The organism is Pseudomonas sp. Pseusp18 (genome assembly GCF_059506005.1).
In genome coordinates this window covers 2247951-2272903 of record NZ_CP169240.1, presented here as the reverse complement: position 1 = coordinate 2272903, position 24953 = coordinate 2247951, and the positions used below count along the sequence as shown (strand labels likewise).

General features: G+C 60.0%; 27 protein-coding genes and 1 pseudogene. 12 read left to right on the top strand and 16 right to left on the bottom strand.

All coding sequences use genetic code 11. The features are described from left to right. Window positions 1-66: 66 nt before the first annotated feature. Both ACEN9A_RS10200 and ACEN9A_RS10195 read right to left on the bottom strand, forming a co-directional pair. A complete protein-coding gene (locus ACEN9A_RS10200; RefSeq protein WP_408981120.1) occupies window positions 67-846 on the bottom strand; it encodes an ABC transporter substrate-binding protein in 780 nt (259 codons plus the stop codon). A gap of 90 nt (window positions 847-936) precedes the next feature. After that, window positions 937-2106, bottom strand: coding sequence for a M20 aminoacylase family protein (locus ACEN9A_RS10195; RefSeq protein ID WP_258673440.1), 1170 nt, complete (start codon window positions 2104-2106; stop codon window positions 937-939). Between the two features lie 84 nt (window positions 2107-2190). On the opposite strand from ACEN9A_RS10195, the gene ACEN9A_RS10190 reads away from it, so the two are divergent. Further along, window positions 2191-3180 (top strand): LysR family transcriptional regulator, encoded by a 990-nt coding sequence (locus ACEN9A_RS10190; protein ID WP_196808882.1) that lies wholly within the window; start codon window positions 2191-2193, stop codon window positions 3178-3180. A 6-nt stretch (window positions 3181-3186) separates the two neighbouring features. Here ACEN9A_RS10190 and ACEN9A_RS10185 read toward each other — a convergent pair whose 3' ends face one another. Continuing rightward, window positions 3187-3714, bottom strand: a complete 528-nt coding sequence (locus ACEN9A_RS10185; protein WP_258673437.1) for a DUF3087 domain-containing protein — start codon at window positions 3712-3714, stop codon at window positions 3187-3189. Window positions 3715-3942: 228 nt separating this feature from the next. On the opposite strand from ACEN9A_RS10185, the gene ppnN reads away from it, so the two are divergent. Continuing rightward, window positions 3943-5316: a nucleotide 5'-monophosphate nucleosidase PpnN gene (gene ppnN / locus ACEN9A_RS10180; protein WP_018928007.1), complete on the top strand. Its 1374-nt coding sequence runs from the start codon at window positions 3943-3945 to the stop codon at window positions 5314-5316. A gap of 286 nt (window positions 5317-5602) precedes the next feature. Here ppnN and ACEN9A_RS10175 read toward each other — a convergent pair whose 3' ends face one another. The 4 genes and pseudogenes from ACEN9A_RS10175 to ACEN9A_RS10160 all read right to left on the bottom strand — a co-directional run bounded on the left by ACEN9A_RS10175 (window position 5603) and on the right by ACEN9A_RS10160 (window position 8673). After that, on the bottom strand, window positions 5603-5962 hold the full coding sequence (locus ACEN9A_RS10175) for a DUF6124 family protein (protein WP_258673426.1): 360 nt from the start codon (window positions 5960-5962) through the stop codon (window positions 5603-5605). Window positions 5963-6390: 428 nt separating this feature from the next. After that, entirely contained in the window at window positions 6391-7827 is a 1437-nt protein-coding gene (locus ACEN9A_RS10170; RefSeq protein WP_258673423.1) for an FAD/NAD(P)-binding protein, read from the bottom strand. 59 nt (window positions 7828-7886) lie between these two features. Continuing rightward, a pseudogene (locus ACEN9A_RS10165) lies at window positions 7887-7977 on the bottom strand (ABC transporter ATP-binding protein); the annotation flags it as partial. 132 nt (window positions 7978-8109) lie between these two features. After that, window positions 8110-8673 (bottom strand): helix-turn-helix domain-containing protein, encoded by a 564-nt coding sequence (locus ACEN9A_RS10160; RefSeq protein WP_018928010.1) that lies wholly within the window; start codon window positions 8671-8673, stop codon window positions 8110-8112. Here ACEN9A_RS10160 and ACEN9A_RS10155 point away from each other — a divergent pair. The 7 genes from ACEN9A_RS10155 to ACEN9A_RS10125 all read left to right on the top strand — a co-directional run bounded on the left by ACEN9A_RS10155 (window position 8668) and on the right by ACEN9A_RS10125 (window position 15926). Continuing rightward, window positions 8668-9696 carry a DMT family transporter gene (locus ACEN9A_RS10155; protein ID WP_258673421.1) on the top strand — a complete coding sequence of 343 codons (1029 nt, stop codon included), beginning with the start codon at window positions 8668-8670 and terminating at the stop codon, window positions 9694-9696. The genes ACEN9A_RS10160 and ACEN9A_RS10155 overlap by 6 nt on opposite strands. 154 nt (window positions 9697-9850) lie before the next feature. Next, entirely contained in the window at window positions 9851-12781 is a 2931-nt protein-coding gene (locus ACEN9A_RS10150; RefSeq protein WP_258673419.1) for a monovalent cation/H+ antiporter subunit A, read from the top strand. Then, window positions 12781-13125 carry a Na+/H+ antiporter subunit C gene (locus ACEN9A_RS10145; protein WP_019649262.1) on the top strand — a complete coding sequence of 115 codons (345 nt, stop codon included), beginning with the start codon at window positions 12781-12783 and terminating at the stop codon, window positions 13123-13125. The genes ACEN9A_RS10150 and ACEN9A_RS10145 overlap by 1 nt, the downstream gene beginning before the upstream one ends. Then, window positions 13122-14807 carry a monovalent cation/H+ antiporter subunit D gene (locus ACEN9A_RS10140; protein WP_258673416.1) on the top strand — a complete coding sequence of 562 codons (1686 nt, stop codon included), beginning with the start codon at window positions 13122-13124 and terminating at the stop codon, window positions 14805-14807. The genes ACEN9A_RS10145 and ACEN9A_RS10140 overlap by 4 nt, the downstream gene beginning before the upstream one ends. Next, window positions 14804-15292: a Na+/H+ antiporter subunit E gene (locus tag ACEN9A_RS10135; protein WP_019649264.1), complete on the top strand. Its 489-nt coding sequence runs from the start codon at window positions 14804-14806 to the stop codon at window positions 15290-15292. Before ACEN9A_RS10140 ends, ACEN9A_RS10135 begins: the two co-directional genes overlap by 4 nt. Continuing rightward, window positions 15289-15567 carry a K+/H+ antiporter subunit F gene (locus tag ACEN9A_RS10130; RefSeq protein ID WP_007935991.1) on the top strand — a complete coding sequence of 93 codons (279 nt, stop codon included), beginning with the start codon at window positions 15289-15291 and terminating at the stop codon, window positions 15565-15567. Before ACEN9A_RS10135 ends, ACEN9A_RS10130 begins: the two co-directional genes overlap by 4 nt. Next, window positions 15564-15926 carry a Na+/H+ antiporter subunit G gene (locus ACEN9A_RS10125; RefSeq protein ID WP_258673413.1) on the top strand — a complete coding sequence of 121 codons (363 nt, stop codon included), beginning with the start codon at window positions 15564-15566 and terminating at the stop codon, window positions 15924-15926. Before ACEN9A_RS10130 ends, ACEN9A_RS10125 begins: the two co-directional genes overlap by 4 nt. A 25-nt stretch (window positions 15927-15951) precedes the next feature. Here the strand turns inward: ACEN9A_RS10125 and ACEN9A_RS10120 are convergent, their stop codons facing one another. The 4 genes from ACEN9A_RS10120 to ACEN9A_RS10105 form a co-directional block, all read right to left on the bottom strand. Continuing rightward, window positions 15952-16389, bottom strand: coding sequence for a DUF3995 domain-containing protein (locus ACEN9A_RS10120; RefSeq protein ID WP_258673410.1), 438 nt, complete (start codon window positions 16387-16389; stop codon window positions 15952-15954). Between the two features lie 163 nt (window positions 16390-16552). Then, window positions 16553-17569, bottom strand: a complete 1017-nt coding sequence (locus ACEN9A_RS10115) for an ABC transporter substrate-binding protein (protein ID WP_258673407.1) — start codon at window positions 17567-17569, stop codon at window positions 16553-16555. A 120-nt stretch (window positions 17570-17689) separates the two neighbouring features. Continuing rightward, window positions 17690-17893 carry a hypothetical protein gene (locus ACEN9A_RS10110; RefSeq protein ID WP_007935975.1) on the bottom strand — a complete coding sequence of 68 codons (204 nt, stop codon included), beginning with the start codon at window positions 17891-17893 and terminating at the stop codon, window positions 17690-17692. Further along, window positions 17893-18363 carry a hypothetical protein gene (locus ACEN9A_RS10105; RefSeq protein ID WP_008035847.1) on the bottom strand — a complete coding sequence of 157 codons (471 nt, stop codon included), beginning with the start codon at window positions 18361-18363 and terminating at the stop codon, window positions 17893-17895. Before ACEN9A_RS10105 ends, ACEN9A_RS10110 begins: the two co-directional genes overlap by 1 nt. A 410-nt stretch (window positions 18364-18773) precedes the next feature. Between ACEN9A_RS10105 and ACEN9A_RS10100 the strand changes: the two genes are divergently transcribed. Continuing rightward, the gene (locus ACEN9A_RS10100; RefSeq protein WP_081628227.1) at window positions 18774-19022 is read left to right on the top strand and encodes a hypothetical protein; all 249 of its coding nucleotides are present in this window, start codon (window positions 18774-18776) and stop codon (window positions 19020-19022) included. Between the two features lie 159 nt (window positions 19023-19181). Further along, window positions 19182-19412 (top strand): hypothetical protein, encoded by a 231-nt coding sequence (locus ACEN9A_RS10095; RefSeq protein WP_019649270.1) that lies wholly within the window; start codon window positions 19182-19184, stop codon window positions 19410-19412. 89 nt (window positions 19413-19501) lie between these two features. Here the strand turns inward: ACEN9A_RS10095 and ACEN9A_RS10090 are convergent, their stop codons facing one another. Beyond that, on the bottom strand, window positions 19502-20080 hold the full coding sequence (locus ACEN9A_RS10090) for a hypothetical protein (protein WP_258673403.1): 579 nt from the start codon (window positions 20078-20080) through the stop codon (window positions 19502-19504). Continuing rightward, complete coding sequence (locus ACEN9A_RS10085) at window positions 20073-20705, bottom strand: hypothetical protein (protein ID WP_258673400.1); 633 nt, start codon at window positions 20703-20705, stop codon at window positions 20073-20075. The genes ACEN9A_RS10090 and ACEN9A_RS10085 overlap by 8 nt, the downstream gene beginning before the upstream one ends. Window positions 20706-21049: 344 nt before the next feature. Between ACEN9A_RS10085 and ACEN9A_RS10080 the strand changes: the two genes are divergently transcribed. Continuing rightward, complete coding sequence (locus ACEN9A_RS10080; RefSeq protein ID WP_019649273.1) at window positions 21050-21289, top strand: DUF2789 domain-containing protein; 240 nt, start codon at window positions 21050-21052, stop codon at window positions 21287-21289. A 27-nt stretch (window positions 21290-21316) separates the two neighbouring features. Here ACEN9A_RS10080 and ACEN9A_RS10075 read toward each other — a convergent pair whose 3' ends face one another. The 3 genes from ACEN9A_RS10075 to ACEN9A_RS10065 all read right to left on the bottom strand — a co-directional run bounded on the left by ACEN9A_RS10075 (window position 21317) and on the right by ACEN9A_RS10065 (window position 24926). Then, window positions 21317-22540, bottom strand: a complete 1224-nt coding sequence (locus ACEN9A_RS10075; RefSeq protein WP_408981119.1) for a methyl-accepting chemotaxis protein — start codon at window positions 22538-22540, stop codon at window positions 21317-21319. Between the two features lie 632 nt (window positions 22541-23172). After that, window positions 23173-23577: a TraR/DksA family transcriptional regulator gene (locus ACEN9A_RS10070; protein WP_007935965.1), complete on the bottom strand. Its 405-nt coding sequence runs from the start codon at window positions 23575-23577 to the stop codon at window positions 23173-23175. Between the two features lie 326 nt (window positions 23578-23903). After that, the gene (locus ACEN9A_RS10065) at window positions 23904-24926 is read right to left on the bottom strand and encodes an ABC transporter permease (protein ID WP_018928024.1); all 1023 of its coding nucleotides are present in this window, start codon (window positions 24924-24926) and stop codon (window positions 23904-23906) included. Between the last annotated feature and the right edge of the window lie 27 nt (window positions 24927-24953).

Genomic DNA, 24953 nt, shown 5'->3' with positions numbered 1-24953 from the left:
ATTAGTGAAGAGGATGGTCAAACAGAGCGGCCCGGACGGCCGCCCTGTTTCAGGTATCGAGAGGCATCATTTCGCGCCGTAGACGTCGAAATCGAAGTACTTCTTGTTGATCCGCTCGTAAGTGCCGTTGGCCAGAATCGTCGCCAGCGCTTTGTTCAAGTCTTCGCGCAGTTCGACATCGCTCTTGCGCAAGCCAATGCCATCACCGACGCCAAAAAAACCGGGGGCATCCAGGTTGGCACCCGCAAATTCATAATCCTTGCCCCGCGCAGTGTTCAGAAACCCGTAACTGGCCTGGATCGCGCCCTGCAGCGAGGCATCGAGTCGCCCCACTACCAGGTCGGCGTACACCTGGTCCTGATTCTGATAGGAGAGAATGTCTACGCCCTTCGAACCCCAGACAGCTTTGGCATAAGCCTCCTGGGTCGACCCCTGCTCCACGCCAATACGCTTGCCCTTGAGCGACTCCAGGGAGGGCAGCAAGCCCGATCCACGCCTGACCACCAAACGCGCCGGCGCATTGGACACCTTGTCGGTAAACGCAATCTGCTCCAGGCGCTTGGGCGTAATGGTCATCGACGAAGCCACCGCGTCGAACTTGCGCGCCAGCAGGGCCGGGATCATGCCGTCCCAGCTGCTTTCAACCCAGACACAGCGAGCATGCAACTCGGCGCAAAGCGCCTCGGCGATGTCGACCCCGAAGCCGGTCAGCGTGCCATCCTGGTTCTTGTATTCCAGCGGTGGGTAGGTCGGGTCGACGCCCAGCTTCAACACTTTGCCGGACCAGTCGGCCGCCCCGGCCAGGCCGGATGCCGTGAATAACACCAGTGATACAGCCGCGATCATTTTTTTCATTGTTATTTTTCCTCTATAGGCTCGCCGAGCCAGGTTACCGACAGCTTTTTGTACAGCCGCAGCGCTTGAAAGCGCCGCCGCTCAACGCAGAAAACCCTCGACCAGCTTCACCCAATAACTCGCCCCGATCGGCAGGCAGGCATCATTGAAGTCATAGCCGGGGTTGTGCAGCAGACAGCCGCTGTCGCCCTGGCCATTGCCGATCACCAGATAGCTGCCCGGGCACTTTTCCAGGATGAAAGCGAAGTCCTCGCTGGCGGTGAAGGGGCGCAGGTCGTCAATCATTTGTCCTTCGCCCAGCCAGTCCTGCGCGACCTGACGGGCGAACGCTGTCTGCTCGGGATCATTGATCAACACCGGATGACAATGCTGATAGTCGATATGGGCCTGTGCGCCGAAACTGGCGGCCTGGCCCTCGACCAGCTCGGTAATTCTGAGTTCGAGCAGCCGGCGAACCTCAGGGGTCAACGCTCGCACGCTCAGACTCATTTCGGCGAACACGGGAATGACATTCGAAGCGCTTCCGGCATGTATGGAACCCACCGTGATAATTGCCATGTCCTGCGGATTGACGTTGCGCGACACGATGCTTTGCAAGGCAATCACGATCGAGGCGCACACCACCACCGGGTCGATGGCCTTGTGCGGCACAGCGCCGTGGCCGCCGTGACCGATGATTTTGATCGTCACCGTATCGGCAGACGCCATGAACGGGCCGCTGTAAAACCCCAGATGCCCGGCGGGATAACCCGGCACGTTGTGCATGGCAAACACCGCATCACACGGGAACCGTTCGAGCAGGCCGTCTTCAAGCATTTTCCTGGCACCGCCCAGCCCCTCTTCGGCCGGCTGGAAAATCAGATGCAATGTGCCGTTGAACGCCCGGGTTTGCGCCAGGTATCGAGCGGCCGCCAACAAGGTTGCGGTATGCCCATCGTGGCCGCAGGCATGCATCACACCGTCAATCCGGCTGGCATACGGCAAGCCGGTGGTTTCCTGAATCGGCAGTGCATCCATGTCGGCGCGCAAGCCAACGGACCGCCCCTCACCATTTTTCAGGGTGGCGACAACTCCGGTCCGGCCCACACCGGTGCTGACCTCAAACCCCCACTGCGTCAAACACTGTGCAACCCGCTCACTGGTGGCGAATTCCTCAAAGCCCAACTCGGGGTGCGCGTGAATGCTGTGCCGCAAGGCGATCATTTCATCCTGGATCGCTGCGATACCAGGCAAGACGGGGCCGGCGTTCATTGTTGTATTCCCTCGATAGGTCTGGGCGGCTGTTGGGGTTGATCTTAGGGAACGGAATACAGGCTGGGGAGACGCAGTTTGGTTATGATGACAACCATTGGTTGTCGTCACGGTGAGCATATGAAACTGCATCAACTACAAGCGCTGATCGCCAGCGCCGAAACCGGCAGCATCCGCGCAGCCGCGCGTTCGCTGGATATGTCCCAGGCCGCCGTGACCAAAGCACTTCGCGAGCTGGAAACCAGCCAGCAGTTACCGCTGTTCACCCGAACGCCCAACGGCCTGAACTTCACCGAGTACGGCAAAGTGCTGCTGACTCACGCCCGGCTCGTGATCAAGCAACTCGAACATGCGCAGACAGAGCTCGATCACCTGCGAGGCAAGGCTCAGGGGCGGCTCTGTGTGGGGATCACGCCATGGATTGCCTTGACCTTCTTGCCCGAAGTGGTACTGGCCTTTCGGGAACGAATGCCGGAAATCCGGTTGGAGTTGTTCGAAAGCCTGATGGCCGTGGCCCAACCGCTGCTGCGCGATGGCAGCATGGATTTTGCGATCGGCCAACTTCACCCGGCGCAATCAACCCAGGAATTTGCCTGCGAAACCCTGCTCGATTACCAAACGTCGGTGTTGGTCCGCCAGGGCCATGCACAACAGAATGCTCGATCGATCCATGAGCTGCTGGAGCAGAACTGGACCTTGAACTATGCACCGGACGGTCACGATGGGCTGATGCAGGAGTTATTCTGGAAACACGGTGCACAAATTGATGAGAGCCGAATCGTCCGCGCCCATTCACTGGCGATCTTGCAGATGATGGTCGAACGGGCCGACATGTGCACCTGGGGGCCATCCATCGTGAGTATCGCCCCGCCCTTTCTCGGCCGAGTGGTTTCCCTGGGGCTGACCGAACAATTCGAACCCAGGCAGTTGAGCATCGTGACACGCCGCAATGGTGCGCTGAGCAATCCGGCACTGTGCTTCACCGATTGCCTGTTGCAGGTCATTCGGCGTCACGCCCGCTCGGCCAAAAAGGAAGACCGACAACTCTTTGAAACGCTGCACCTGCGGGTTTGAGAGGGATCAGGCGCGCGCCTGTTTCAATGCCTCAAGCCAGGCCGGATTCAATTGCGTCTGCTCAGTATCGATGCCCAGTGCTTGCATCCGCGCCGCGTGTTGATCCATCTCACGGGTCAGTTGCCCCTGGTCGCTGGAGTTGCCGTCCAATTGGTGCATCTGGCTCAATCCCAAGTGATAGAAGCGCAGCAGCTTCATGGCGCCCGGATCGCCCTGCTCCACCGCCGCCGTCACCTGGTGCATGACGTTGGTGACGCTCATCAGGCTGCGCTTGAGCTGCCAACCGTAAACCGCTGGCGCCATCCATTCCTGACTCCAGAACCTGCCGCGCATCAACGCCACTGTCAGCAACAACGCGGCAAACACCCCGCCCACATTGAAGCGCAGATTATCGCCGCCGGGTTCACCGAACAACGTCACCGCCGCCGTCGACAGCACCATCGCCAGCGCCAGGAACATCAGGGCGATGATCACCGTGCTGCGCCGCGTCTGGCGTCGATAGGTTTCGGCATTCATTGGCTGGATTTCGAACATCGCGACGGGGTTCCTTGCATCGATGGTAAAAGGCGCTGTGACAAAAAGACTGCGAGGCATTATCGCCTCCCCGAAGGATTTAGCTATGCTGGAGCTCCTTTTCATCTTTTCATCGTCAAACGGGAGCATGGCGATACAGCGCAGTTCGTGCCATCTTCATCATGGATACACACTATTCGGATGCCATGCGCCGTTGCTGGCGGGTGACATCGTTTTAAGGATCATTGAATGACCCAACGACATGTAATCAACGCCTCGGTCAGCCCTAAAGGCAGCCTGGAAACGCTCTCCCAGCGTGAAGTACAGCAACTGAGCGAAGCCTCATCCGGTATCACCTACACCCTCTTCCGCCAGTGCGCCCTGGCCATCCTCAATACCGGCGCCCACGTTGATAACGCCAAGACCATTCTGGAAGCCTACAAAGACTTCGAAATCCGCATTCACCAGCAAGACCGTGGCGTACGCCTGGAACTGCTGAACGCCCCGGCCGACGCTTTCGTCGATGGCGAAATGATTGCCAGCACCCGCGAAATGCTCTTCAGCGCCCTGCGCGACATCGTCTACACCGAAAACGAACTCGACGCCTTGAGCATCGACCTGAGCACCTCCCAGGGCATCAGCGACTACGTCTTCCACCTGCTGCGCAACGCCCGCACCCTGCGCCCCGGCGTCGAGCCGAAAATCGTGGTGTGCTGGGGCGGCCACTCGATCAACACCGAAGAATACAAATACACCAAGAAAGTCGGCCACGAACTCGGCCTGCGCAGCCTGGACATCTGCACCGGTTGCGGCCCTGGCGTGATGAAAGGCCCGATGAAAGGCGCAACCATCGCCCATGCCAAGCAACGCATCCACGGCGGTCGCTACCTCGGCTTGACCGAACCTGGGATCATCGCCGCCGAAGCGCCAAACCCGATCGTCAACGAACTGGTGATCCTGCCGGACATCGAGAAACGCCTGGAAGCGTTCGTGCGGGTTGGCCACGGCATCATCATTTTCCCGGGTGGCGCGGGCACGGCCGAAGAGTTCCTGTACCTGCTCGGCATCCTGATGCACCCGGACAACCAGGACCTGCCGTTCCCGGTGGTCCTTACCGGGCCGAAAAGCGCCGCGCCGTATCTGGAGCAACTGCACGCCTTCGTCGGCGCAACCCTCGGTGAAGAAGCGCAGCAGCACTACGAGATCATCATCGACGACCCGGCCGAAGTGGCGCGGCAGATGACTCAGGGCCTCAAAGCGGTCAAACAGTTCCGCCGCGAGCGCAACGACGCGTTCCATTTCAACTGGCTGCTGAAGATCGACGAAGGCTTCCAGCGCCCGTTCGACCCGACCCACGCCAACATGGCCAACCTGCAACTGAGCCGCAACCTGCCGCCCCACGAACTGGCCGCCAACCTGCGCCGCGCGTTCTCCGGCATCGTCGCCGGCAACGTCAAGGACAAGGGCATCCGCCTGATCGAAGAACACGGGCCGTACCAGATTCGCGGTGATGCCGAGGTCTTGCAGCCGCTGGACCACTTGCTCAAAGCCTTCGTCGCCCAGCACCGGATGAAACTGCCGGGTGGCGCGGCGTATGTGCCGTGCTACCAAGTGGTGGCTTGATACGCAAAACCCTGTGGAAGCGGGCTTGAGTTGCCGTTTAAACCACCGGAAACAAGAAACCCCGCGTGATGCGGGGTTTCTTGCATTTAAGGCGCTCAGTCAGGAACCCATTGTGGCGAGGGGGCTTGTCGGAACGCCGCACCGCCCCGTTGGGTTGCGAAGCGACCCCAAAACCTGCAACTGCATGTTTTCAGATACACCGCATATACCGGTTTTGCGACGGCTGCGCCGCCGAACGGGGGCAAGCCCCCTCGCCACAACAAGCCCCTTTTGCCAAAGATCCTAGCTAGTCTTGTGGATCGAAATTATCCAGCACCCGGTTCACCGCCAACTCCCCAAGCATGACCACCGATTGAATCCCCAACATCACATTGCGATGTGGCATGTCCATCAGTCCGGCGAACTCACTGAGCATCATGCTCGCTGACGCCAGGGATTCGCAGGCGTTGACCAGCAGGGTTTCGTTATCGACCTTCGCACCCACATGGTAAATGGTACTGGGTTTGCGCTTGGTGGCTTTGGGGATGGGTGGTTTGAGGTAGTGGTCGAGGGCGCGGTCGGCGGCTTCGTGGAGTTTTTTGGAATCGAGGGATTCGTAGGGGGAAACGTCGTCGGTTTCCGGAGGATTTGGTGTTGGTTTGAACATAAATGAAGCTCCTTGATCAGTGGAGCCGACATCTATCGCTGCTAAACGAAGAAGGTGGCGGCTGTACGCGGGTTAGCAGACCAGGGATCAAGGAACCCGGCGCACCGAAGTGCCCCACGCATAGCCGCCATAACGCGAATGGCGACACTGACGTGCCTTGATATTCATCGAGCTGCTAAACCCGATCGCTGATTCGTCAGCGACCCGGAAACGATAGAGCCCGGCCTCAAGGCGCACAAGCCGGCGGATTCTGGCGTAGTCGTAGGCAACGGCGCAAGGCTGTGTAGCCTGGGTGAGTATCTGGAGATGTCGATTAAACATCGACTGTTTATTGGTCTTACTGTGGATTTTGCGGTGGATGGGCTGGCCTCTTCGCGAGCAAGAGACTTGGCCTGCCCGTAGCAGCTGCCTCGCGGGCTCGGCAGCTGCTACAACAGATCGCTTACTAATCGCGCCGCAAGAAACTTGGCCTGGCTCGCCACGTCAGTCACCGCCGTACTCTCCCACCACATGCCGCGCAACGGCGGCCCCATGGCGAACAAACGGCTGGCGACCTGCCCGTCGGCACCCAGTACCGCGCCATCCACCGCCGCGGCAATGCCCAGCGCCAATGGCCCCGGACGCACCAGCCCGCGAGCGAGCAACTGCTGGGGCAACGGCCGCGCCACCCGACGCCAGTCGTATTCGATGCCGCTGGAGTTGATCAGCGCCGCGCCATGCACCACGCAAGTTTGCGTCTCGCCACGACGACGAATGCGGATACTGACCTCGCCGTCCGACGCAGGCTCGAGCCCCTTGAACGATGCGGCCTGAATCCGCAACCGCCCTTCCCCGTGCAGCCGCGCCACCAACTCGGCACTCAACGGCGGCGAGCGATGGTGATGGCTTTCCCACCATGGCCGTACATGCCGCACAAATTGCCGGCGTTGCCGATCCGTCGCCTGACTCCACAACCGCCCGATGTGCGCCCGCACCGTGTCCAGCGGCGCTTGCCAGTCAATGCCTTGAGCGATGGCATCGCGACAATGCCGACGCAGTTCCCGCACCAGCTGACGCGGTGTGCGAATACTGTGGTCCGCGGCTAAAAAATCCACCCACGCCGACGGTTGTCGGCGCACATGCGGTAGCAGACCATGACGGGAGAACACTTCGATTGGCCCGCGATGCCCGGCCTGCTCCAGCGACACCACGGCGTCGACCATAGTCAGGCCCGAGCCGATGATCAGCACCGTCGACTGCGGATCGAGCTGACGCATGGCGGCCACATCCCACGGGTCGAGCGCCGCTGCGTTCAAGCCGCTGGATTCGGTTTGCGGTGTGCGCGCGGCGGGGAACATACCAGTGGCCAGCACCGCATAGGCGCCTTGCAAACGTTGCCCGTCACTCAAGGTCAGCAATACAGCGTTGTCCCGGGTTTGCAGGTCGACCACCTCGGCCCGCACATGCTCGACACTCGAACCATTCAATGCGCCCACCGCCTGCGCCTCGGCCAAACGCTGCTGCATATAAACGCCAAACAGCCCGCGCGGCGGAAACAATTCGCTGATCGGCACATGCTGCTGATCCGACTCCGGCCAGCCGCCGGCCGCAATGTACTCGGTCAGCCATTGAGTCAAATCATCAGCGTTGTCGGGGTCAACGCTCATCCGCGCCGCGTTGCCGTTGAGCGTATGGCCCAGTTCGACCGCGCTATACGCTTCGCCCCGACCAAGTTCGGCCCGGGGTTCGATCACCAGCACCTGACGCTTGCCCGGCAAACGCAACAACTGCGCCGCCAGCATCGCGCCGCTCAGGCCGCCGCCGATGATCAGGATGTCCGCGTGGCGGATGGCGTCGGTCGCCTGTCCGCGTGGGGTGTCAGTCATGGCGTACTCACTGATCAATGTTTACCTGAATAGAAGTCGTGCTGATCGCCCCGTGCCAGTCACTCACCGGACGCTAGCCTGTGAAGCGTACTTGAGTGCCACGTTAATATTTTGCTCGGCCATCAGGAAGCTCACCTGCTCGTCTCGATGCCATCCCCACTGTTTTTCAGGAGCCGCACCTGAATATAATTTTCTTTTATTTCAACAGGTTGAAGAGTTATTCAAGAAATACTTGCAGCTTTAAAACAGCAAAGCGTTTATCCAGTGTTAGCCGGTAAACAGTCAAATCACCACATTACGCACAAACCGCGCCGCCACGTCCCCATCATTGCGATAAGAATGCGGTTGATGACTGGCAAACATAAAGAACTCGCCAGCCGCAATTTTCTGCGGCTGACCGCCAAGCATCAGGGTCAGGCAACCTTCGAACACATAAAGCTGTTCGCTGTAGCCTTCGGCATCCGGCTCCGAGGGGTAATGCTCGCCCGGTTCCAGGCGCCATTCCCAGAGTTCTACTTCGCGGGTGGCGGTGGCTTTGGCCAGCAGCACCGCTTTACTGCCCGGGATCGTACCGGCCCAGGCCAGTTCGTTGATGCGGCTCGGGTCGCGGGCGTCGGGGGCCTGGATCAGGTCGCTGAAGGCCACGTCCAGCGCTTCGGCCACGCGGTCGAGCGTGGTCAGGCTGACGTTCTTCTCGCCGGCCTCGATGGCCACCAACATCCGGCGGCTGACCCCGGACTTTTCGGCCAGGGCGCTCTGGCTCATGTCGGCGGCGTGGCGCAGACGTCGCACGTTCAGGCTGACGTGCTGGAGGACCGAAGCCCGTTGGGTGGAATCTTTGTGCACTATATTGCTCACTGGGTGGCGTTGCGCAGTATACTGCCCAACTTCGGGCGCATTGTGCGTCTCCCTCAGATGGCGCGCAAGGTCATGACGTCAATGAACGCTTCTCATACATCCCCCCGTTTCTCCCGGTTCAGCAAGGCCGAGTGCGTGCTGGTGCTGATCACCATGGTCTGGGGCGGGACCTTTTTGCTGGTGCAGCATGCGATGACCGTCAGCGGGCCGATGTTCTTCGTCGGGCTGCGTTTTGCCGCGGCGGCGAGCCTTGTGGCGCTGTTCTCCTGGCGCCATCTGCGTGAACTGACGCTGTTCGAACTCAAGGCCGGGGCGTTTATCGGCGTGGCGATCATGCTTGGTTACGGCTTGCAGACCGTGGGTTTGCAGAGCATTCCCAGCAGTCAGTCGGCGTTTATTACCGCGCTGTATGTGCCGTTCGTGCCGCTGCTGCAATGGCTGGTGCTGGGGCGTCGTCCGGGGTTGATGCCGAGCATCGGGATCATGCTGGCCTTTACCGGGTTGATGTTGCTGTCGGGGCCTTCCGGCGCGTCGCTCAATTTCAGCCCCGGTGAAATCGCCACATTGATCAGCGCCGTGGCGATTGCCGCGGAAATCATTCTGATCAGCACCTATGCCGGCCAGGTCGACGTGCGGCGGGTGACGGTGGTGCAATTGGCGGTGACGTCGGTGCTGTCGTTCCTGATGGTGGTGCCGACTCAGGAAGTGATTCCGGATTTCTCATGGTTGCTGTTGTGCAGCGCTTTAGGCTTGGGCGCGGCGAGTGCGGCGATCCAGGTGGCGATGAACTGGGCGCAGAAGAGTGTTTCGCCGACCCGGGCGACGTTGATCTATGCCGGGGAGCCGGTATGGGCCGGGATTGCCGGGCGGCTCGCCGGGGAACGCTTGCCGGCGATTGCGTTGATGGGTGCGGGGTTGATTGTGGCGGCGGTGATTGTCAGTGAGTTGAAGACCAAGGGTAAGGCGGCTGCCGAGGTTGATGAAGCCTTGGAGAGCGAAAGCGGCAATTAACAGCAAGATCTTTTCGGGGCTCCCCCATCTCCATTGAAACAATGATAAACAGGGTTTTTCCGTCTACCTTGTAGGATTCTGCGACAGCTTGACGTTTGGTGATCGGGGAGCTGGCACGTATGATGCTTCACAAACTTCCGCAGATTAGAAGCCTATGTCCCTGATAGTTCTACTGCTTCTGCCTTTTATCGGCAGCTGTCTGGCAGCCTTGCTGCCGCACAACGCGCGTAATACCGAATCGCTGTTGGCTGGCCTGGTTGCCTTGATCGGCACCGTCCAGGTCGCCCTCTTGTACCCGCAAATCGCCCATGGCGGCGTGATCCGCGAAGAGTTCTTCTGGCTACCCAGCCTGGGCCTGAACTTCGTGCTGCGCATGGACGGTTTCGCCTGGCTGTTCTCGATGCTGGTGCTGGGCATCGGTACGCTGGTTTCGTTGTACGCCCGCTATTACATGTCACCGGACGATCCGGTACCGCGCTTCTTTGCGTTTTTCCTGGCGTTCATGGGCGCCATGCTGGGGTTGGTGATCTCCGGCAACCTGATCCAGATCGTGTTTTTCTGGGAGCTGACCAGCCTCTTCTCGTTCCTGTTGATCGGCTACTGGCACCACCGCGCCGATGCGCGACGGGGTGCTTATATGGCACTGATGGTCACCGGCGCGGGCGGTTTGTGTTTGCTGGCGGGGGTCATGCTGCTCGGCCATGTGGTCGGCAGCTATGACCTGGACAAGGTCCTGGCCGCCGGCGAGCTGATTCGCGCGCATGCCCTCTACCCTATTCTGCTGCCCCTGATCCTGATTGGCGCCCTGAGCAAAAGTGCGCAATTTCCCTTCCACTTCTGGTTGCCCCACGCGATGGCGGCACCGACGCCGGTCTCGGCTTATCTGCACTCGGCAACCATGGTCAAGGCCGGGGTGTTCCTGCTCGCGCGCCTGTGGCCGTCGCTGTCCGGCAGTGAAGAATGGTTCTACATCGTCAGCGGGGCCGGCGCCTGCACCCTGTTGCTCGGCGCTTATTGCGCGATGTTCCAGAACGATCTCAAGGGCCTGCTGGCCTACTCGACCATCAGCCACCTGGGTCTGATCACCCTGCTGCTGGGCCTGAACAGTCCGTTGGCCGCCGTGGCCGCGGTGTTCCACATTCTCAACCACGCCACGTTCAAGGCCTCGCTGTTCATGGCCGCCGGGATCATCGATCACGAAAGCGGCACCCGGGACATTCGCAAACTCAGCGGCCTGGTCAAACTGATCCCGTTCACCGCCACCCTGGCCATGGTCGCCAGCGCCTCCATGGCCGGCGTGCCGCTGCTCAACGGCTTCCTGTCGAAAGAGATGTTCTTCGCCGAAACCGTGTTCATCAACGCCACGGCCTGGGTCGAGATGACCCTGCCGATCGTCGCGACCATCGCCGGGACGTTCAGCGTCGCCTACTCCCTGCGCTTCACCGTCGACGTGTTCTTCGGCCCGACCGCCACCGATCTGCCGCACACCCCGCACGAGCCGCCGCGCTGGATGCGCGCGCCGGTGGAGTTGCTGGTGTTTACCTGCCTTGTCGTGGGGATTTTCCCGGCGCAAGTGGTCGGCTCGCTGCTCGCGGCGGCGGCATTACCGGTAGTGGGCGGCACGCTGCCCGAGTACAGCCTGGCGATCTGGCACGGCTGGAACGCACCGATGATCATGAGCCTGATCGCCATGTCCGGCGGCATCGTGCTTTACCTGTTGCTGCGTAATCAACTCAAGCAAGGGCGCTTCACGCACCCGCCGGTGATCAGCCGTTTCAATGGCAAGCGGCTGTTCGAGCGCAGCCTGGTGGTCATGATGCGTCTGGCCCGTCGCCTGGAGCGGCGGATCAGCACCCGGCGCCTGCAAACCCAACTGTTTCTGGTGGTGCTCGCCGCCGTACTGGCCGGGTTGATCCCGATGCTGCACAGCAGCCTGAGTTGGGGCGACCGGGCGAAAATTCCGGGCTCGATCGTGTTCGTGATCCTCTGGCTGCTGGCGATTGCCTGTGCACTCGGCGCGGCGTGGCAAGCCAAGTATCACCGGCTCGCGGCCCTGACCATGGTCAGTGTCTGCGGCCTGATGACCTGCGTGACCTTCGTCTGGTTCTCGGCGCCGGACCTGGCCCTGACGCAACTGGTGGTCGAAGTGGTGACCATGGTGCTGATCCTGCTCGGCCTGCGCTGGTTGCCGCGACGGATCGAAGAGGTGTCACCGTTGCCGAGCAGCCTGCGCAAGGCGCGGGTACGGCGGGTTCGTGACTTGCTGCTATCGACAGCGGTCGGTGGCGGCATGGCGTTGCTGTCCTACGCGATGCTGACCCGCCAGACGCCCAACGACATTTCCTCGTTCTACCTAAGTCGCGCCCTGCCCGAAGGCGGCGGCAGCAACGTCGTCAACGTAATGTTGGTGGATTTCCGTGGCTTCGACACCCTCGGTGAAATCACCGTGCTGGTGGCAGTGGCCCTGGCGGTGTTCGCCCTGCTGCGACGCTTCCGTCCTCCGAAAGAAAGCCTGCAACTGCCGGCCCAACAGCGTCTGCTGGCGCCCGATGTGGTCACCGATCTGGTCAACCCGCGTCACGCCAGCGACACCGCGCTCGGTTTCATGATGGTGCCGGCGGTGCTGGTGCGCCTGCTGTTGCCAATCGCCCTGGTGATCTCCTTCTATCTGTTCCTGCGCGGGCACAACCAACCGGGCGGCGGTTTCGTCGCCGGGCTGGTGATGTCGGTGGCGTTCATCCTGCAATACATGGTCGCCGGCACCCAGTGGGTCGAGGCGCAAATGAGCCTGCGGCCGCTGCGCTGGATGGGCACCGGGCTGTTGTTCGCCACCGTTACCGGGCTCGGGGCAATGGCGGTCGGGTATCCGTTCCTGACCACCCACACCTGGCATTTCGAGCTGCCGCTGCTGGGTGACATTCATATCGCCAGCGCGCTGTTCTTCGATATTGGCGTGTACGCCGTGGTGGTCGGTTCGACGCTATTGATCCTCACCGCCCTCGCCCACCAATCGGTACGCGGTCATAAAACCAGCGCGCAAATCAGGCCCGCGGCCAAAGCCGTTGTCACCCAAGGAACCATCTGATGGAAGAAGTCATCGCAATCGCCATCGGTGTGCTGGCCGCGTCCGGCGTATGGCTGATACTGCGGCCACGGACGTTCCAGGTGGTCATGGGCCTGTGCCTGCTGTCCTATGGCGTCAACCTGTTCATCTTCAGCATGGGCAGCCTGTTCATCGGCAAGGAGCCGAGCATCAAGGACGGCGTGCCTCAGGATTTGCTGCACTACACCGACCCGCTGCCGCAGGCGCTGGTGCTGACCGCAATCGTCATCAGTTTCGCCATGACCGCGCTGTTCCTGGTGGTGCTGCTCGCCTCCCGGGGCCTGACCGGTACCGACCATGTGGATGGCCGGGAGCCTAAAGAATGATGGCGATGACTCACCTGATCGTTGCACCGATTCTGCTGCCGCTGCTGACCGCCGCCGTGATGCTGATGCTGGGCGAGAAACACCGCCCGCTAAAGGCCAAGATCAACCTGTTCTCCAGCCTGCTGGGACTGGGCATTGCCGTAATGCTGCTGCAATGGACGCAAACCACCGGCGTGCCCGGCTCCATCGGCGTGTACCTGCCGGGCAATTGGCAGGCGCCGTTCGGCATCGTGCTGGTGGTCGATCGTCTGTCGGCGCTGATGCTGGTGCTGACCGGGATCATCGGCGTCAGCGCCCTGCTGTTCGCCATGGCCCGCTGGGACGGCGCCGGTTCGAGTTTCCACGCACTGTTCCAGATTCAGTTGATGGGCCTGTACGGCGCCTTCCTAACGGCGGACCTGTTCAACCTGTTCGTGTTTTTCGAAGTGCTGCTCGCCGCCTCTTACGGGTTGATGCTGCACGGTTCGGGCCGGGCGCGGGTGTCGTCGGGGTTGCATTACATCTCGATCAACTTGCTGGCCTCGTCACTGTTCCTGATCGGCGCAGCGTTGATCTACGGCGTTACCGGCACGCTGAACATGGCCGACCTGGCGCTGAAAATCCCGCTGGTGCCGGAAGCCGATCGCGGCCTGCTGCATGCCGGCGCGGCGATTCTGGCGGTGGCGTTCCTGGCCAAGGCCGGGATGTGGCCACTGAACTTCTGGCTGGTGCCGGCCTACTCAGCGGCCAGCGCGCCGGTGGCGGCGATGTTCGCGATCATGACCAAGGTCGGCGTCTACACCTTGCTGCGCCTGTGGACGCTGCTGTTCTCCGGCCAGGCCGGGGCCTCCGCGTACTTCGGTGGCGACTGGCTGATCTACGGCGGCATGGCGACCATCGTCTGCGCCGCCGTGGCGATCCTCGCCGCGCAACGCCTGGAGCGCATGGCCAGCCTGAGCATTCTGGTGTCGGCAGGCATTTTGTTGTCGGCCATCGGTTTCGCCCAGCCGAACCTGATCGGCGCGGCGCTGTTTTACCTGGTCAGCTCGACCTTGGCCTTGAGCGCGCTGTTCCTGCTGGCGGAGTTGATCGAGCGTTCGCGTTCGGCCAACGAAATGCCACTGGACGATGACGGCGAGCTGCTGCCACGGCCCCTGGAATCCTTGCAGCCGCCCAAAGGCTTCAACCTCGATGACGACCAGAAAGCCGTGGTTGGTCAGGTGATTCCCTGGACCATGGCCTTCCTCGGCCTGAGCTTCATCGCTTGCGCTTTATTGATTATCGGCATGCCGCCGCTCTCCGGATTTATCGGCAAACTCAGCCTGCTCAGCGCCCTGCTCAACCCGCTGGGCCTGGGTAATGGCAGCGACGAGCCGGTATCGAACGGCGCGTGGGGGTTGCTGACGTTGTTGATCCTGTCCGGATTGGCCTCGTTGATCGCTTTCTCGCGTTTGGGCATCCAGCGTTTCTGGACCCCACAAGAGCGACCGTCGCCTTTGCTGCGCCGCCTGGAATGCGTGCCGATCATCGTGCTGCTGGGGCTGAGCATCGCGCTGACGTTCAAGGCTGAACCGCTGCTGCGCTACACCCAGGCCGCCGCTCAAGCATTGAATAACCCTCAGCAATACGTGATGGCGGTGCTCGGCACCCGTGCGGTGCCGAGCCCTGAAGCCAGGGCAGCACTGGTGGAGGTGCAACCATGAAGCGTCTGTTTCCTGCGCCGTGGTTGTCACTGTCCTTGTGGCTGCTGTGGCTGCTGTTGAACCTGTCGATGAGCCCCGGCAATGTGCTGTTGGGCGCGGTATTGGGCCTCTGTGCCCCACTGATGATGCGCAAGTTGCGGCCGTTGCCGATCCGCATTCGTCGCCCTGGGGTAATCCTGCATTTGTTCTTGCTGGTCGGGCGCGATGTGCTGGTGTCCAACCTTGCCGTGGCCTGGGGCGTGCTCAATGCCGGGCGGCGCGCGCCTCGCTCGCGGTTCATCAAGGTGCCGCTGGACTTGCGCGATGCCAACGGTCTGGCGGCGCTGTCGATCATCTGCACGGTGATTCCCGGCACGGTCTGGTCGGAACTGGCGCTGGATCGCAGCATTCTGTTGCTGCACGTCTTCGATCTGGATGACGAAAGCCAATTCATCCAGCACTTCAAGGCGACTTACGAGCGCCCCTTGATGGAGATCTTCGAATGAGCGAATTGCTGTCGAACGCAATCCTGCTGAGCCTGTTCATCTTTTCGTTGGCGATGATTCTGACCCTGATCCGCCTGTTCAAGGGCCCGTCGGCCCAGGATCGGGTTCTGGCCCTGGATTACCTGTACATCATCGCCATGCTGATGATGCTCGCGCTGGGCATTCGTTATGCCAGTGACACCTACTTCGAGGCGGCGCTGCTAATCGCCCTGTTCGGCTTTGTCGGCTCGTTTGCCCTGGCCAAATTCCTGTTGCGTGGCGAGGTGATCGAATGAGCGCTGAACTGTCTTTGTGGGTGGAAATTCCGGTGGCGATTCTGCTGGTGCTCAGCAGTCTGTTTGCGCTGATCGGCGCGGTCGGGCTGCTGCGGATGAAGGATTACTTCCAGCGCATGCACCCGCCGGCGCTGGCCTCGACATTGGGCGCGTGGTGCGTGGCACTGGCTTCGATCATTTACTTTTCGGCGCTCAAGTCGGGGCCGGTGTTGCATGCCTGGCTGATTCCGATTCTGTTATCGATCACGATGCCGGTGACCACGCTGCTGCTGGCCCGGGCAGCGCTGTTCCGCAAGCGCATGGCGGGGGATGATGTGCCGGCGGAAGTGAGTAGTCGGCGCACGGAACCCGGGAGTTAAACGCAAAAGATCTTGCTTGCCCGAATCAAATCCAGGCCACTGCCAGCAACCCGGCCCCCAACACCACGCACAACGGCGAATACGCCCAAGTGTCGAGCCGGGCAAACTTCGAATCCTTGACCTGCTTGAAGAACCCCACCAGATTCGAATCACCGATCGCCCGAGCGAACATCAGCAGCGCAATCGCGCTAATCACCCATTGCAACGACCAGTGATGCACCGTGGGCAGATACAGTCCGACCCGCAGGCACACCAGCATCGCAATCAGCAGCAAACCCACCGCCACCAGCAGCGTGCCAAAGCCCGATGGCTTGAACGCCGGCCTTGATGCCTCACCACCCTCCCCGGGTACTCTCGGTATCACCGCCTCGCTACCCCACTGGCCACCCGCCGCCCAATACAAGTGGATCAAGCTGATGACCAGAAAGATTGCAGCAATCCATTGCGCGACCAAAAGACTCATATTCAGACGTCCCGTGTGAAATGTTGCAGCAGAATGAACTTCCTTGTGCGATTTTAAAAGCGCCCCGTAGGAGCTGGCGAAGCCTGCGATCTTTTGATTTTGCTTCCAACGGCAAAATCAAAAGATCGCAGGCTTCTACGAGATCTATGTACACCCGAGCAGTTTATTTCAGCTGGGCAGCGACTTTATCCGCCACATCCTTGGGCACCCAGGCCTGCCACACCTGCGGGTTCGCCTTCATGAACGCCTCGGCCGCTTGACGTGGCGGAGTGTGTTTTTCACTCATCTGCGCCAAGGCCTTGTTCAACGCTTCGATCGGTAAATCGACCTTGCTGAAGAACTCGGTGAGCTGCGGGTACTGTTTCTGGAACGGCGCGGACACGCCGATGGACAGCTTCGAGGGCAGTGAGCGAGTCGGCTTCGGATTAGGATTGTCGGCCTCGGTCAGGGTTTTCCAGGCTTCAGCGTCGAATGGCGGTTCTTGCAGTTGAATCAGCTTGAAACGGCCGAGCAATGGCGTCGGTGACCAGTAATAGAACAGGACTGGTTTGCCGCGACGAATCGACGAACTGATCTCTGCGTCCAGCGCCGCCCCCGAACCACTGCGAAAGTTCACGTAGCTGTCGTTCAGCCCATAGGCCTTGAGCTTCTGCTTGTTGACCACCTCCGACGTCCAGCCGATCGGGCTGTTCAGGAAGCGCCCCTTGCTCGGGGTTTCCGGGTCTTTGAACACATCCTTGTAGCGCGGCAGATCACTGACACTGCGCAGCCCCGGCGCCAGCGGCTTGATGCCCTTGGCCGGGTCGCCCTTGATCACGTATTCCGGCACCCACCAGCCCTCGGTCGCGCCCTTGACCGTATCGCCCAGGCTCGCGACTTTGCCCTCGGCCTCAGCCTTGACCCAGACCGGACTGCGGCCCGCCCACTCTTCGCCAATGACCTGAATGTCATTGTTGGCCAAGGCGGTTTCCAGGGTAATGGTCGTTCCGGGCAAGGTATCGGTCGGCAAGCCGTAGCCCTGCTCGACGATGATCCGCAGAATCTCGGTGATCAGGCTGCCACTTTCCCAATTCAGGTCGGCAAAGTGAATCGGTGCCTGGGCAGCGAATACCGGAACGGGTGAAACCAACAAGCCGAACGTGGCCAGGGTAGCGGCCAGTAACCGTCGTAATCCCTTCATGCTCTTGCACCTCGTGCTGTTCACAGCAATAGCAGGATGGCCTGACAAATGAAGACCGCAAGCCTCTGAATACTCAGTCAACTGACTGTAGTAGAGGTTTCTGCTTTCGAGGGGCGAGGATTATTTTTCGGAAGGTTCCTGCAAGCGCGCAAGCTCTCTTCTGACCATGCTGGCGTACGCCGCCGGGCGCAACATATAAATCTGTGACGCTACCCAACTCAGCCAGGCTCCCTGCAGAACGGCCTTTTCAGCCAACAGGCGCTGGGCCTCGGCGTGTGCACTGGCCTGGTTCTGCTCATGGAAATCGGCGCGGGTCTGGGTCATTACTCGCTGGCCTTGAAGGTCACCAGTTCGCCTTTGCGCCACTTGGCGGCCTTGGCAGTCACGGCTTTCAGTGTCTTGGTCAGGCCTTCCTGCAATTGTTGGTGGGCCGCAAACACCATCACCACGCTATGACCTTCCTTGAACACAATGCCGTGGCCGTCCGCGGTGGTCACGAACGCGTAATCCCCCAGCCCGTATACCGTCAATTTGATTTCGCGGAACTTGATGTCCAGTTTTCCGCCTTCGCGGCTGGGCAATACGGAAGCGCTGAAATGATCGCCGACCTTGAGTTTCAGCCCGGGCTTGTCGTCCACCACCAGTGCCGATTCGGTGTCGATCTCGGCAATGTAAATGCCTTCAGCGTTCTGTTCGGTGATGTAGACGAAACGTGACTGAAACTGTTTAACCAGCTTTGCGCGCAAATCACCCAGTACGAACAAAGCATGCATATCGAGATTACTTACTGCCAAGGAAACATCCCCACATCTGAAAATGATGCCGCACGCAGGAAACGCGCACAGCAGAAAAAAGCGGCAATGCCGAGGTTTAACCAAATGACCCGGGTCGTAATCCTGGAACGAGCAGAGGGCTCATTCATCGCGAGGTTTGGGAAGATTACTGGAACATCCCCCGCTTCGTCTTGCCTGGCGGTCGTCAGAGGTTGAAGGAAAACGCCCTTCTGACGGCCAGAAAAACCGGACCACCAACTTTAGGGAAAAATCTCTTTAAAAAAAGCACTTTTCCGACATATCGCCAGTAAAAAATTGCTTTAGATGGGCAGCAATCGCCAACCAGTGATAGCGATTCTAGAGCAGCCATGCTCACCGAGACTACCCAAAACAACGTACGCACGTCGGTAAAACCACGAAAAGGACTTCATATGTGCACACTGACTCACTTCGCCCAGCCTCACACACACCACACAAACGGCTCGTCACTTCTGCAATCGATAATACTCCGTCAGCAGGATTTCCACCCTGAGGCGCATCCACTCCCGCGTTTTCAGGTGGTATTGGCCGGCAACGCCTTTTTCCATATCAGGGAAATATCCACCGGACGTGTCAGAGGTTTCCGCGCCGACCATAACGAAGCCTGCGCCCTTGCCCGCTCACTCGAGTCGCGCAACTGACGCACCCTGCGGCATTCACTTCTGTAGACGTTTCGTCACGCCGGCGACTTAACTCAGCCGCCGGCAGGCAACTGCTGCCATACTGCCCGCCCCATGAAACCCGTCCCCAGGGCGGACGGCGCTCACTACAACATAATATTTCAAAGGGAAGACTGCTACGTGACGGAATTTGATATCGGTGAATTTTTTATCCGGGGCGAAGCCAGAGAGGTCGACGGCGAATTCCAGGCAGTCATTATCATGCGCGCCAAACCGCCGTTGACCACGGTGTCGTATCACCAGGTTGAAAAGGATCGCTGGTTCAAGACGGCGGAAGTCGCGACGATTGCCGCCCAGGAATCCGCCAAAGCCCTGAAGCTTGCCGTCGATGAGGGTGCGTTGAAGACCTGAGATGGGAGTGACTGAGCAGGGTCAGGCCTGAGAGTGTTTTGCGGCGTGCCAGCCTTGTACAGATAGCACGCCTTTGTCTCGACAACCGGTCAGATCAGCTTGCGCTTGACCGCTTCATCCAGCGTGCTCTGGGTCAGGTGTTTGAGTACCGCATCCCCACGTTCATTGAACGGCAAGCCGACAATCAGCAGAATCTGCATCCAGGTGCGAGTGCTTTCCTGCTTGACGATTTTGCCCAGCATGTTGCCTTCCCGGTCCTTGAACACGGTTTCCAGCGTGAAGGTGTTGCTGTACGTAGTCGGGATCACGAAGAACGTGAAGCCTGTGAGCCAGGCGCTCGCGATATTGCCCTGCTCGTTATTGGTCAACGTACTCGTCACGTACAGGTTCGAGTCGACCTTGTCTGTGGTCACGCTTTTGAACTGTCCGGATTCCTTGAAGGTTCCCAGCATGTGCTGTTCCACCAACGCCGCATTGCCGACGCCACCCGACAGCTCACCGTTGAACTGCTGCTGAGTGGTCACGTGCAGATAAGCACTGGGCTTGTCTTGCCTGGCCTGCGCTGGCGGCCACTGGTCCACTTGGGCCAACTCATGCTGGGAATAGGAAATGCAGCCGGTCAGGGTGCTGCCGACCAAAAGCAGTAAAACCAGAAGATACTTATTCATGTGCAGCCAGTTCCTTTGACGGTGTACGCAGTTGAGGGGTGGCACTGGCTAACAGTTGAGCGATCAGATCGCGCAACTGCGAACCGCCCAGACGCGGATTGAGGTAGTCGGCGTTCCACATACCGACATTCTTGTCGAGCTTGACCTGCTCGACCGATCTGGCCAGTTGCTTGCCTTGGCGGTCTTCGATGATCAGTTCGCCGGCGAGGTCGTATTTGTCGACGTAAATTGGTCCGTCGACCCAGATCCAGATAGTCAACGTCACCAGCGCGCCAGGAATGTAAGCCGGGTGCATGGTGCGCTTGCCTGCCAGTGAGGTCAGGTTGAACTTGAGCACCACGTCGTCTTCGCCCGCCTTGGCCGGGAACACCACAACTCGCTTGAAGTAATCGCTTTTATCGATATAGGCGCTGACCTGCTCGGTCAGTTGCCGGCTGCCGTCGACGCGCACCTTGTCGTCCAGCTCGGGGGCGGAAATCACCACGTCGCGGATCTCGGCGCTGCGATCGAGAGTGGTCGGTGCGGGGCTCAGAGGTTCGCCGATAGGGCCTAGCGGCGTGAAAGACACACAGCCGGTCAACGACAGGCCAAGTGCGATGACCATCAGATAAACAAGACGCTTCACTGCTTACATCCTTTTCATGCGGAATCGGGGGGCGCGTCGGCTTGAAAGAAATCGCGCAAGGGATGGGCAGATCAGCACCGCAAGGCGCTAAACCTGGGGAGCGAGTGACGACGACATCCATGTACGGACTCTTTGAATGGCGACTTGATGACGCCAAAAAAACGCGACGGCATCGTAATCGCTGGAACAGAGGCAGGCAATAGCTTATTGCCATCATTGGTGGCGAATCTGGAGGAAGCTGCTAAACCCTTATCGAACTCTTGGCGCGCGGGCCCCTCGGATGCAATGAAGCCGCACCTCAGACCTCACGCCCGAGGCGATTGATTATCTGCAAGGAGATGAAGATGGATTCACCCACACATGACTTGAAAGGCTTGTTCGACCAGCTCGGCCTGGACTCCAGCGAAAAGGCCATCGACGATTTCATTGCCCTGCATTCACCGTTGCTCAATAACCAGAAACTCATCGATGCCGAGTTCTGGACCCCGCAACAAGCCGGCTTCCTCAAGGAACAACTGCGTGAAGACGCCGATTGGGCGCACGTGGTCGACGACCTGAACCTGCGCATGCACCAGATCCACTAGCCCGCATTCCTCTGTAGGAGAGCGGCCTCAGCGAGGTTTTTGCGGTTTGTAACCCAGGCGCAAACCACCCCAATGCCGGCCCTTGAGCATGATCGGCACCGAGAGGTCGTGCATCAGTTCACCGGTGTCGCGGGTGTAGGTCTGCAACAGTACGGCCTGCTGGTGGCTGCCACAGCGAATTCCGGTGCGGTCGGCGAACTTGCGCTTGGTGCGGTTTTGCAGGGTATCGACTTGCACGTCGCCGGTCAGTGGCTGGCTGAACACGGTGTTGTGGGTCGGCACGTACCCCTGCGGCGTGCAGGCAATGGCGAACACCAGGCCTTCGTGACGCGGCAGCAACGGTTCCTGAATCGCCGGCAAGACCTGATCGGTGTAACGGTCGAAGCGGGTCTGGTATTTGACCGGGCTGGTGTTGGGGATCGTCTGGTAATTGCGATCAAACAGGTCGTCGAGGCTGATCCGGCCCTGGTCGATATCCGCCTCGAAACGCGCCGCAATCTGACTCGCCCCTTCGCGGGCCAAGTCGTAAATCCGCTGGTGATAGTCATCCAGCCCGACTTCGGCGAGACGTTCGCTGATGGTTTCGGCCTGCCCTTCCATTTGCACCGCCGCCTGGGCCAGGCGCTGGGTTTGCTGGTCACTGATCGCCAGGTCGCTGCGCATTTGTTCGATGGCGTGAAACAGGCTGTCGAGTTGTTCGCGATTGGTGTCCGCGCCCTGAGCGATTTCCCCGACCTGCCTTTCGACGCCGGCGGCCAGGCGCGCGATGTTTTCCAGGTGCTGCCCCGTGTGCTCGACCTGCGCAACGCCAGTATTCAGATCGCTGGCCAGCTGACGAATCTGCTCCACCACTTGCGCCGTGCGTTGTTGAATGTCAGCGACCATCTCCCCGACTTCGCCGGTCGCCGTCGCCGTGCGCGCAGCCAGGCCACGAACCTCATCGGCCACCACCGCAAACCCGCGACCGTGTTCCCCGGCCCGCGCCGCTTCGATGGCTGCGTTCAACGCCAACAGATTGGTCTGACTGGCGATGGACTGGATCACCAGCGTGACCCGCTGGATATCGTCACTGCGCAGGCTCAGGGCTTCGATCAGCTCGCGGCTGCTGCTGGCACGCTGACTGAGTTGATGCATGCGCGCGATGGACTCGATCAGTTCCGTACGCCCTGCCGCGCTGCTCTGATGGGCTTCGCTCGCCGCGCTCAAGGCTTCCCGGCTGAGTGTCGAGGTAGCCTGTTCGGTGGCGATCATCACTTCAGCGCTGCTGACAATCTGTGCTGCGGCGCCGAGTTGCGATTGCAGTTTGTCGGCCAGTTGCTTGACCGAAAAGGCCACGCCGGCGGCGGACAAAGCGTTATGGCTGGTGGTGTAGGAAAGATCGCGAGTCAAACCGGCGATAGCGCTGGCGTTGTCAGCCGGGGTTGCCTGCGGCAGCGTGCGCGAACGCAGGCGTGGCAGCCAGATAATCAGCACAGTCAATGGCAGGCCAAGGTAAAGCGACCAGCCAGCCAATGCCATGCCACACAGCAAGAGCATCAGGGCGATGCTTTGCAGGGTCGGCGTGAGCCACTGGTTTTTAGGCAAAAGTACGGCTGCGGGCACTGCCCCAGCCAGAGACCCGTCTCGCGTCATCGTTTGTCACCCCAGGCATCTTCTAATTGTTGTATCCGCATTAAACGCCACCACAAGGCCATTATCTATGGTCCGTTAGTAGTGGGGGGTTGCAGCAGATCAATAGAAGTGCATGGGTGTTTTCGCAGACGTCGAAAAGCAAAGATCGCAGCCTTCGGCAGCTCCTGCACGGGTTCACATAAACCTGTAGGAGCTGCCGAAGGCTGCGATCTTTTCAAGGCAGCCAGCTATTAACTGGCTGCCTCACAGAATCAGGCCTGACGCTGGTGCTTGTCGATCTGCTCGTGACGTTCTTGAGCTTCGATGCAGTACTTGGTGGTCGGGCTGATCAGCAGACGCTTGAGGCCAATTGGCTCGCCGCTGTCATCGCACCAGCCGAAGCTGTCTTCCTTGATGCGTTCCAGGGCCTGTTCCAACTGAGGCAGCATGCGCTGGTCGCGATCGATCGCGTTCACCAGCCAGGTGCGCTCTTCTTCGACAGAAGCCGCGTCAGCCGGATCGGCCGGGGTGTCCAGGCTCTCGATGGCGATGCGATTCTGTTCGATGCGCTCATGGGTTTCGACTTTCATGTTCTGCAACAGCTCAGAGAAAAAAGCATGTTGCTCGGCATTCATGTAGTCATCCGCCGGCATGGCCAGCAACTTGTCCTTTGTCATTGATATCTCTATAAAAAAACGTGCATTAAGGCGAATTAGGGAGCGTTCCGTTGAGCCTTGTGCGGTCATTGGAACGGCGCCGTTTATTCCAAGCGCCACCCGGCACTCAATTTACGAGGGGCGGCAGTCTAAGGCCGACTTGAGGCCTCAGCAACTGAAAAGACAGCAAATCTGTCCGACAAAGCCTTGAAAGTGCTCTATGGCGAGCTTTGAGGCGCTTATCGGAGTGCGTTTATAGCAAGAAATTCAGTCCAGCGGCTGTATATAGAAGACAAACGGCTGCGCCACGCGGGTCAGGCGTGGCGCAGTTTCGTCTTTCGTGTGGCTTAGCGCTTGAGTTTGCGCTTGTTGCGGTACTGGTCGATGACCACCGCCACCACAATAATCAGCCCCTTGATGATGTCTTGAATATAAGCATCAACACCGACAAAGGTAAAGCCGCTGGCCATGACCCCGAGAATCAATGCGCCGATCACGGTGCCGGTGATGCGCCCTACGCCACCGGCCAGACTGGTGCCGCCGATGACCGCCGCGGCAATCGCGTCCAGTTCATAAGACATGCCCATCCCGGCCTGCCCGGTCGCGGCCCGTGCCGACGCCACCACCCCGGCCAGGCCGGCAAGCAACCCGGCGATGCTGTAGACGATCACCAGATGCCGCTTGACGTTGATCCCGGAGGTACGCGCCGCCTGCATGTTGCCGCCAATGGCGTAGGTGTATTTGCCGTACTTGGTGTAGCGCAGGGCAATGTGAAAGATCACTGCCACCACCAGAAAGATGATCACCGGCATCGCGCCATGTCCAATGGCCGTGTAGGAATCCGAGAGCATGCTCACCGGCTGACCTTCGGTGTAGTAGCGCGCCAGGCCACGCGCCGAGACCATCATGCCGAGGGTGGCAATGAACGGTGGAATCCCGGTGATCGCAATGATGCTGCCGTTGATCGCCCCCGCCAGCAATCCCACCCCCAGCCCAGTGATCACTGGAATCCACACCGGCAAGTCGGTCAGGGACGGAAACACCGCCCGGGCAAAGTCCGAGGTCTGGGCCAGGCTGGCGGCAATCATCGCCGACAGCGCCAGCACCGAACCGGAGGACAGGTCGATACCGGTGGTGATGATGACCTGGGTCACCCCGATCGCCAGCAGGCCGATGATCGACACTTGCAGAATCATCAGCACCAGACGCTGAGAGTTCATCAGGAAGCTCTGGTCCCGCACGATCCAGCCGAACAACTCGAAGACCAGGCCGATGCCGATCAGCACCAGGAAGATACTCAACTCGGTCGGAAAGCGCCGGCGACTCTTCACCGGTGCCATTGCAGGCTTGTTTTCCAGTATCGCGTTCATAACCACTCACCCTTCTATTGCGTCATC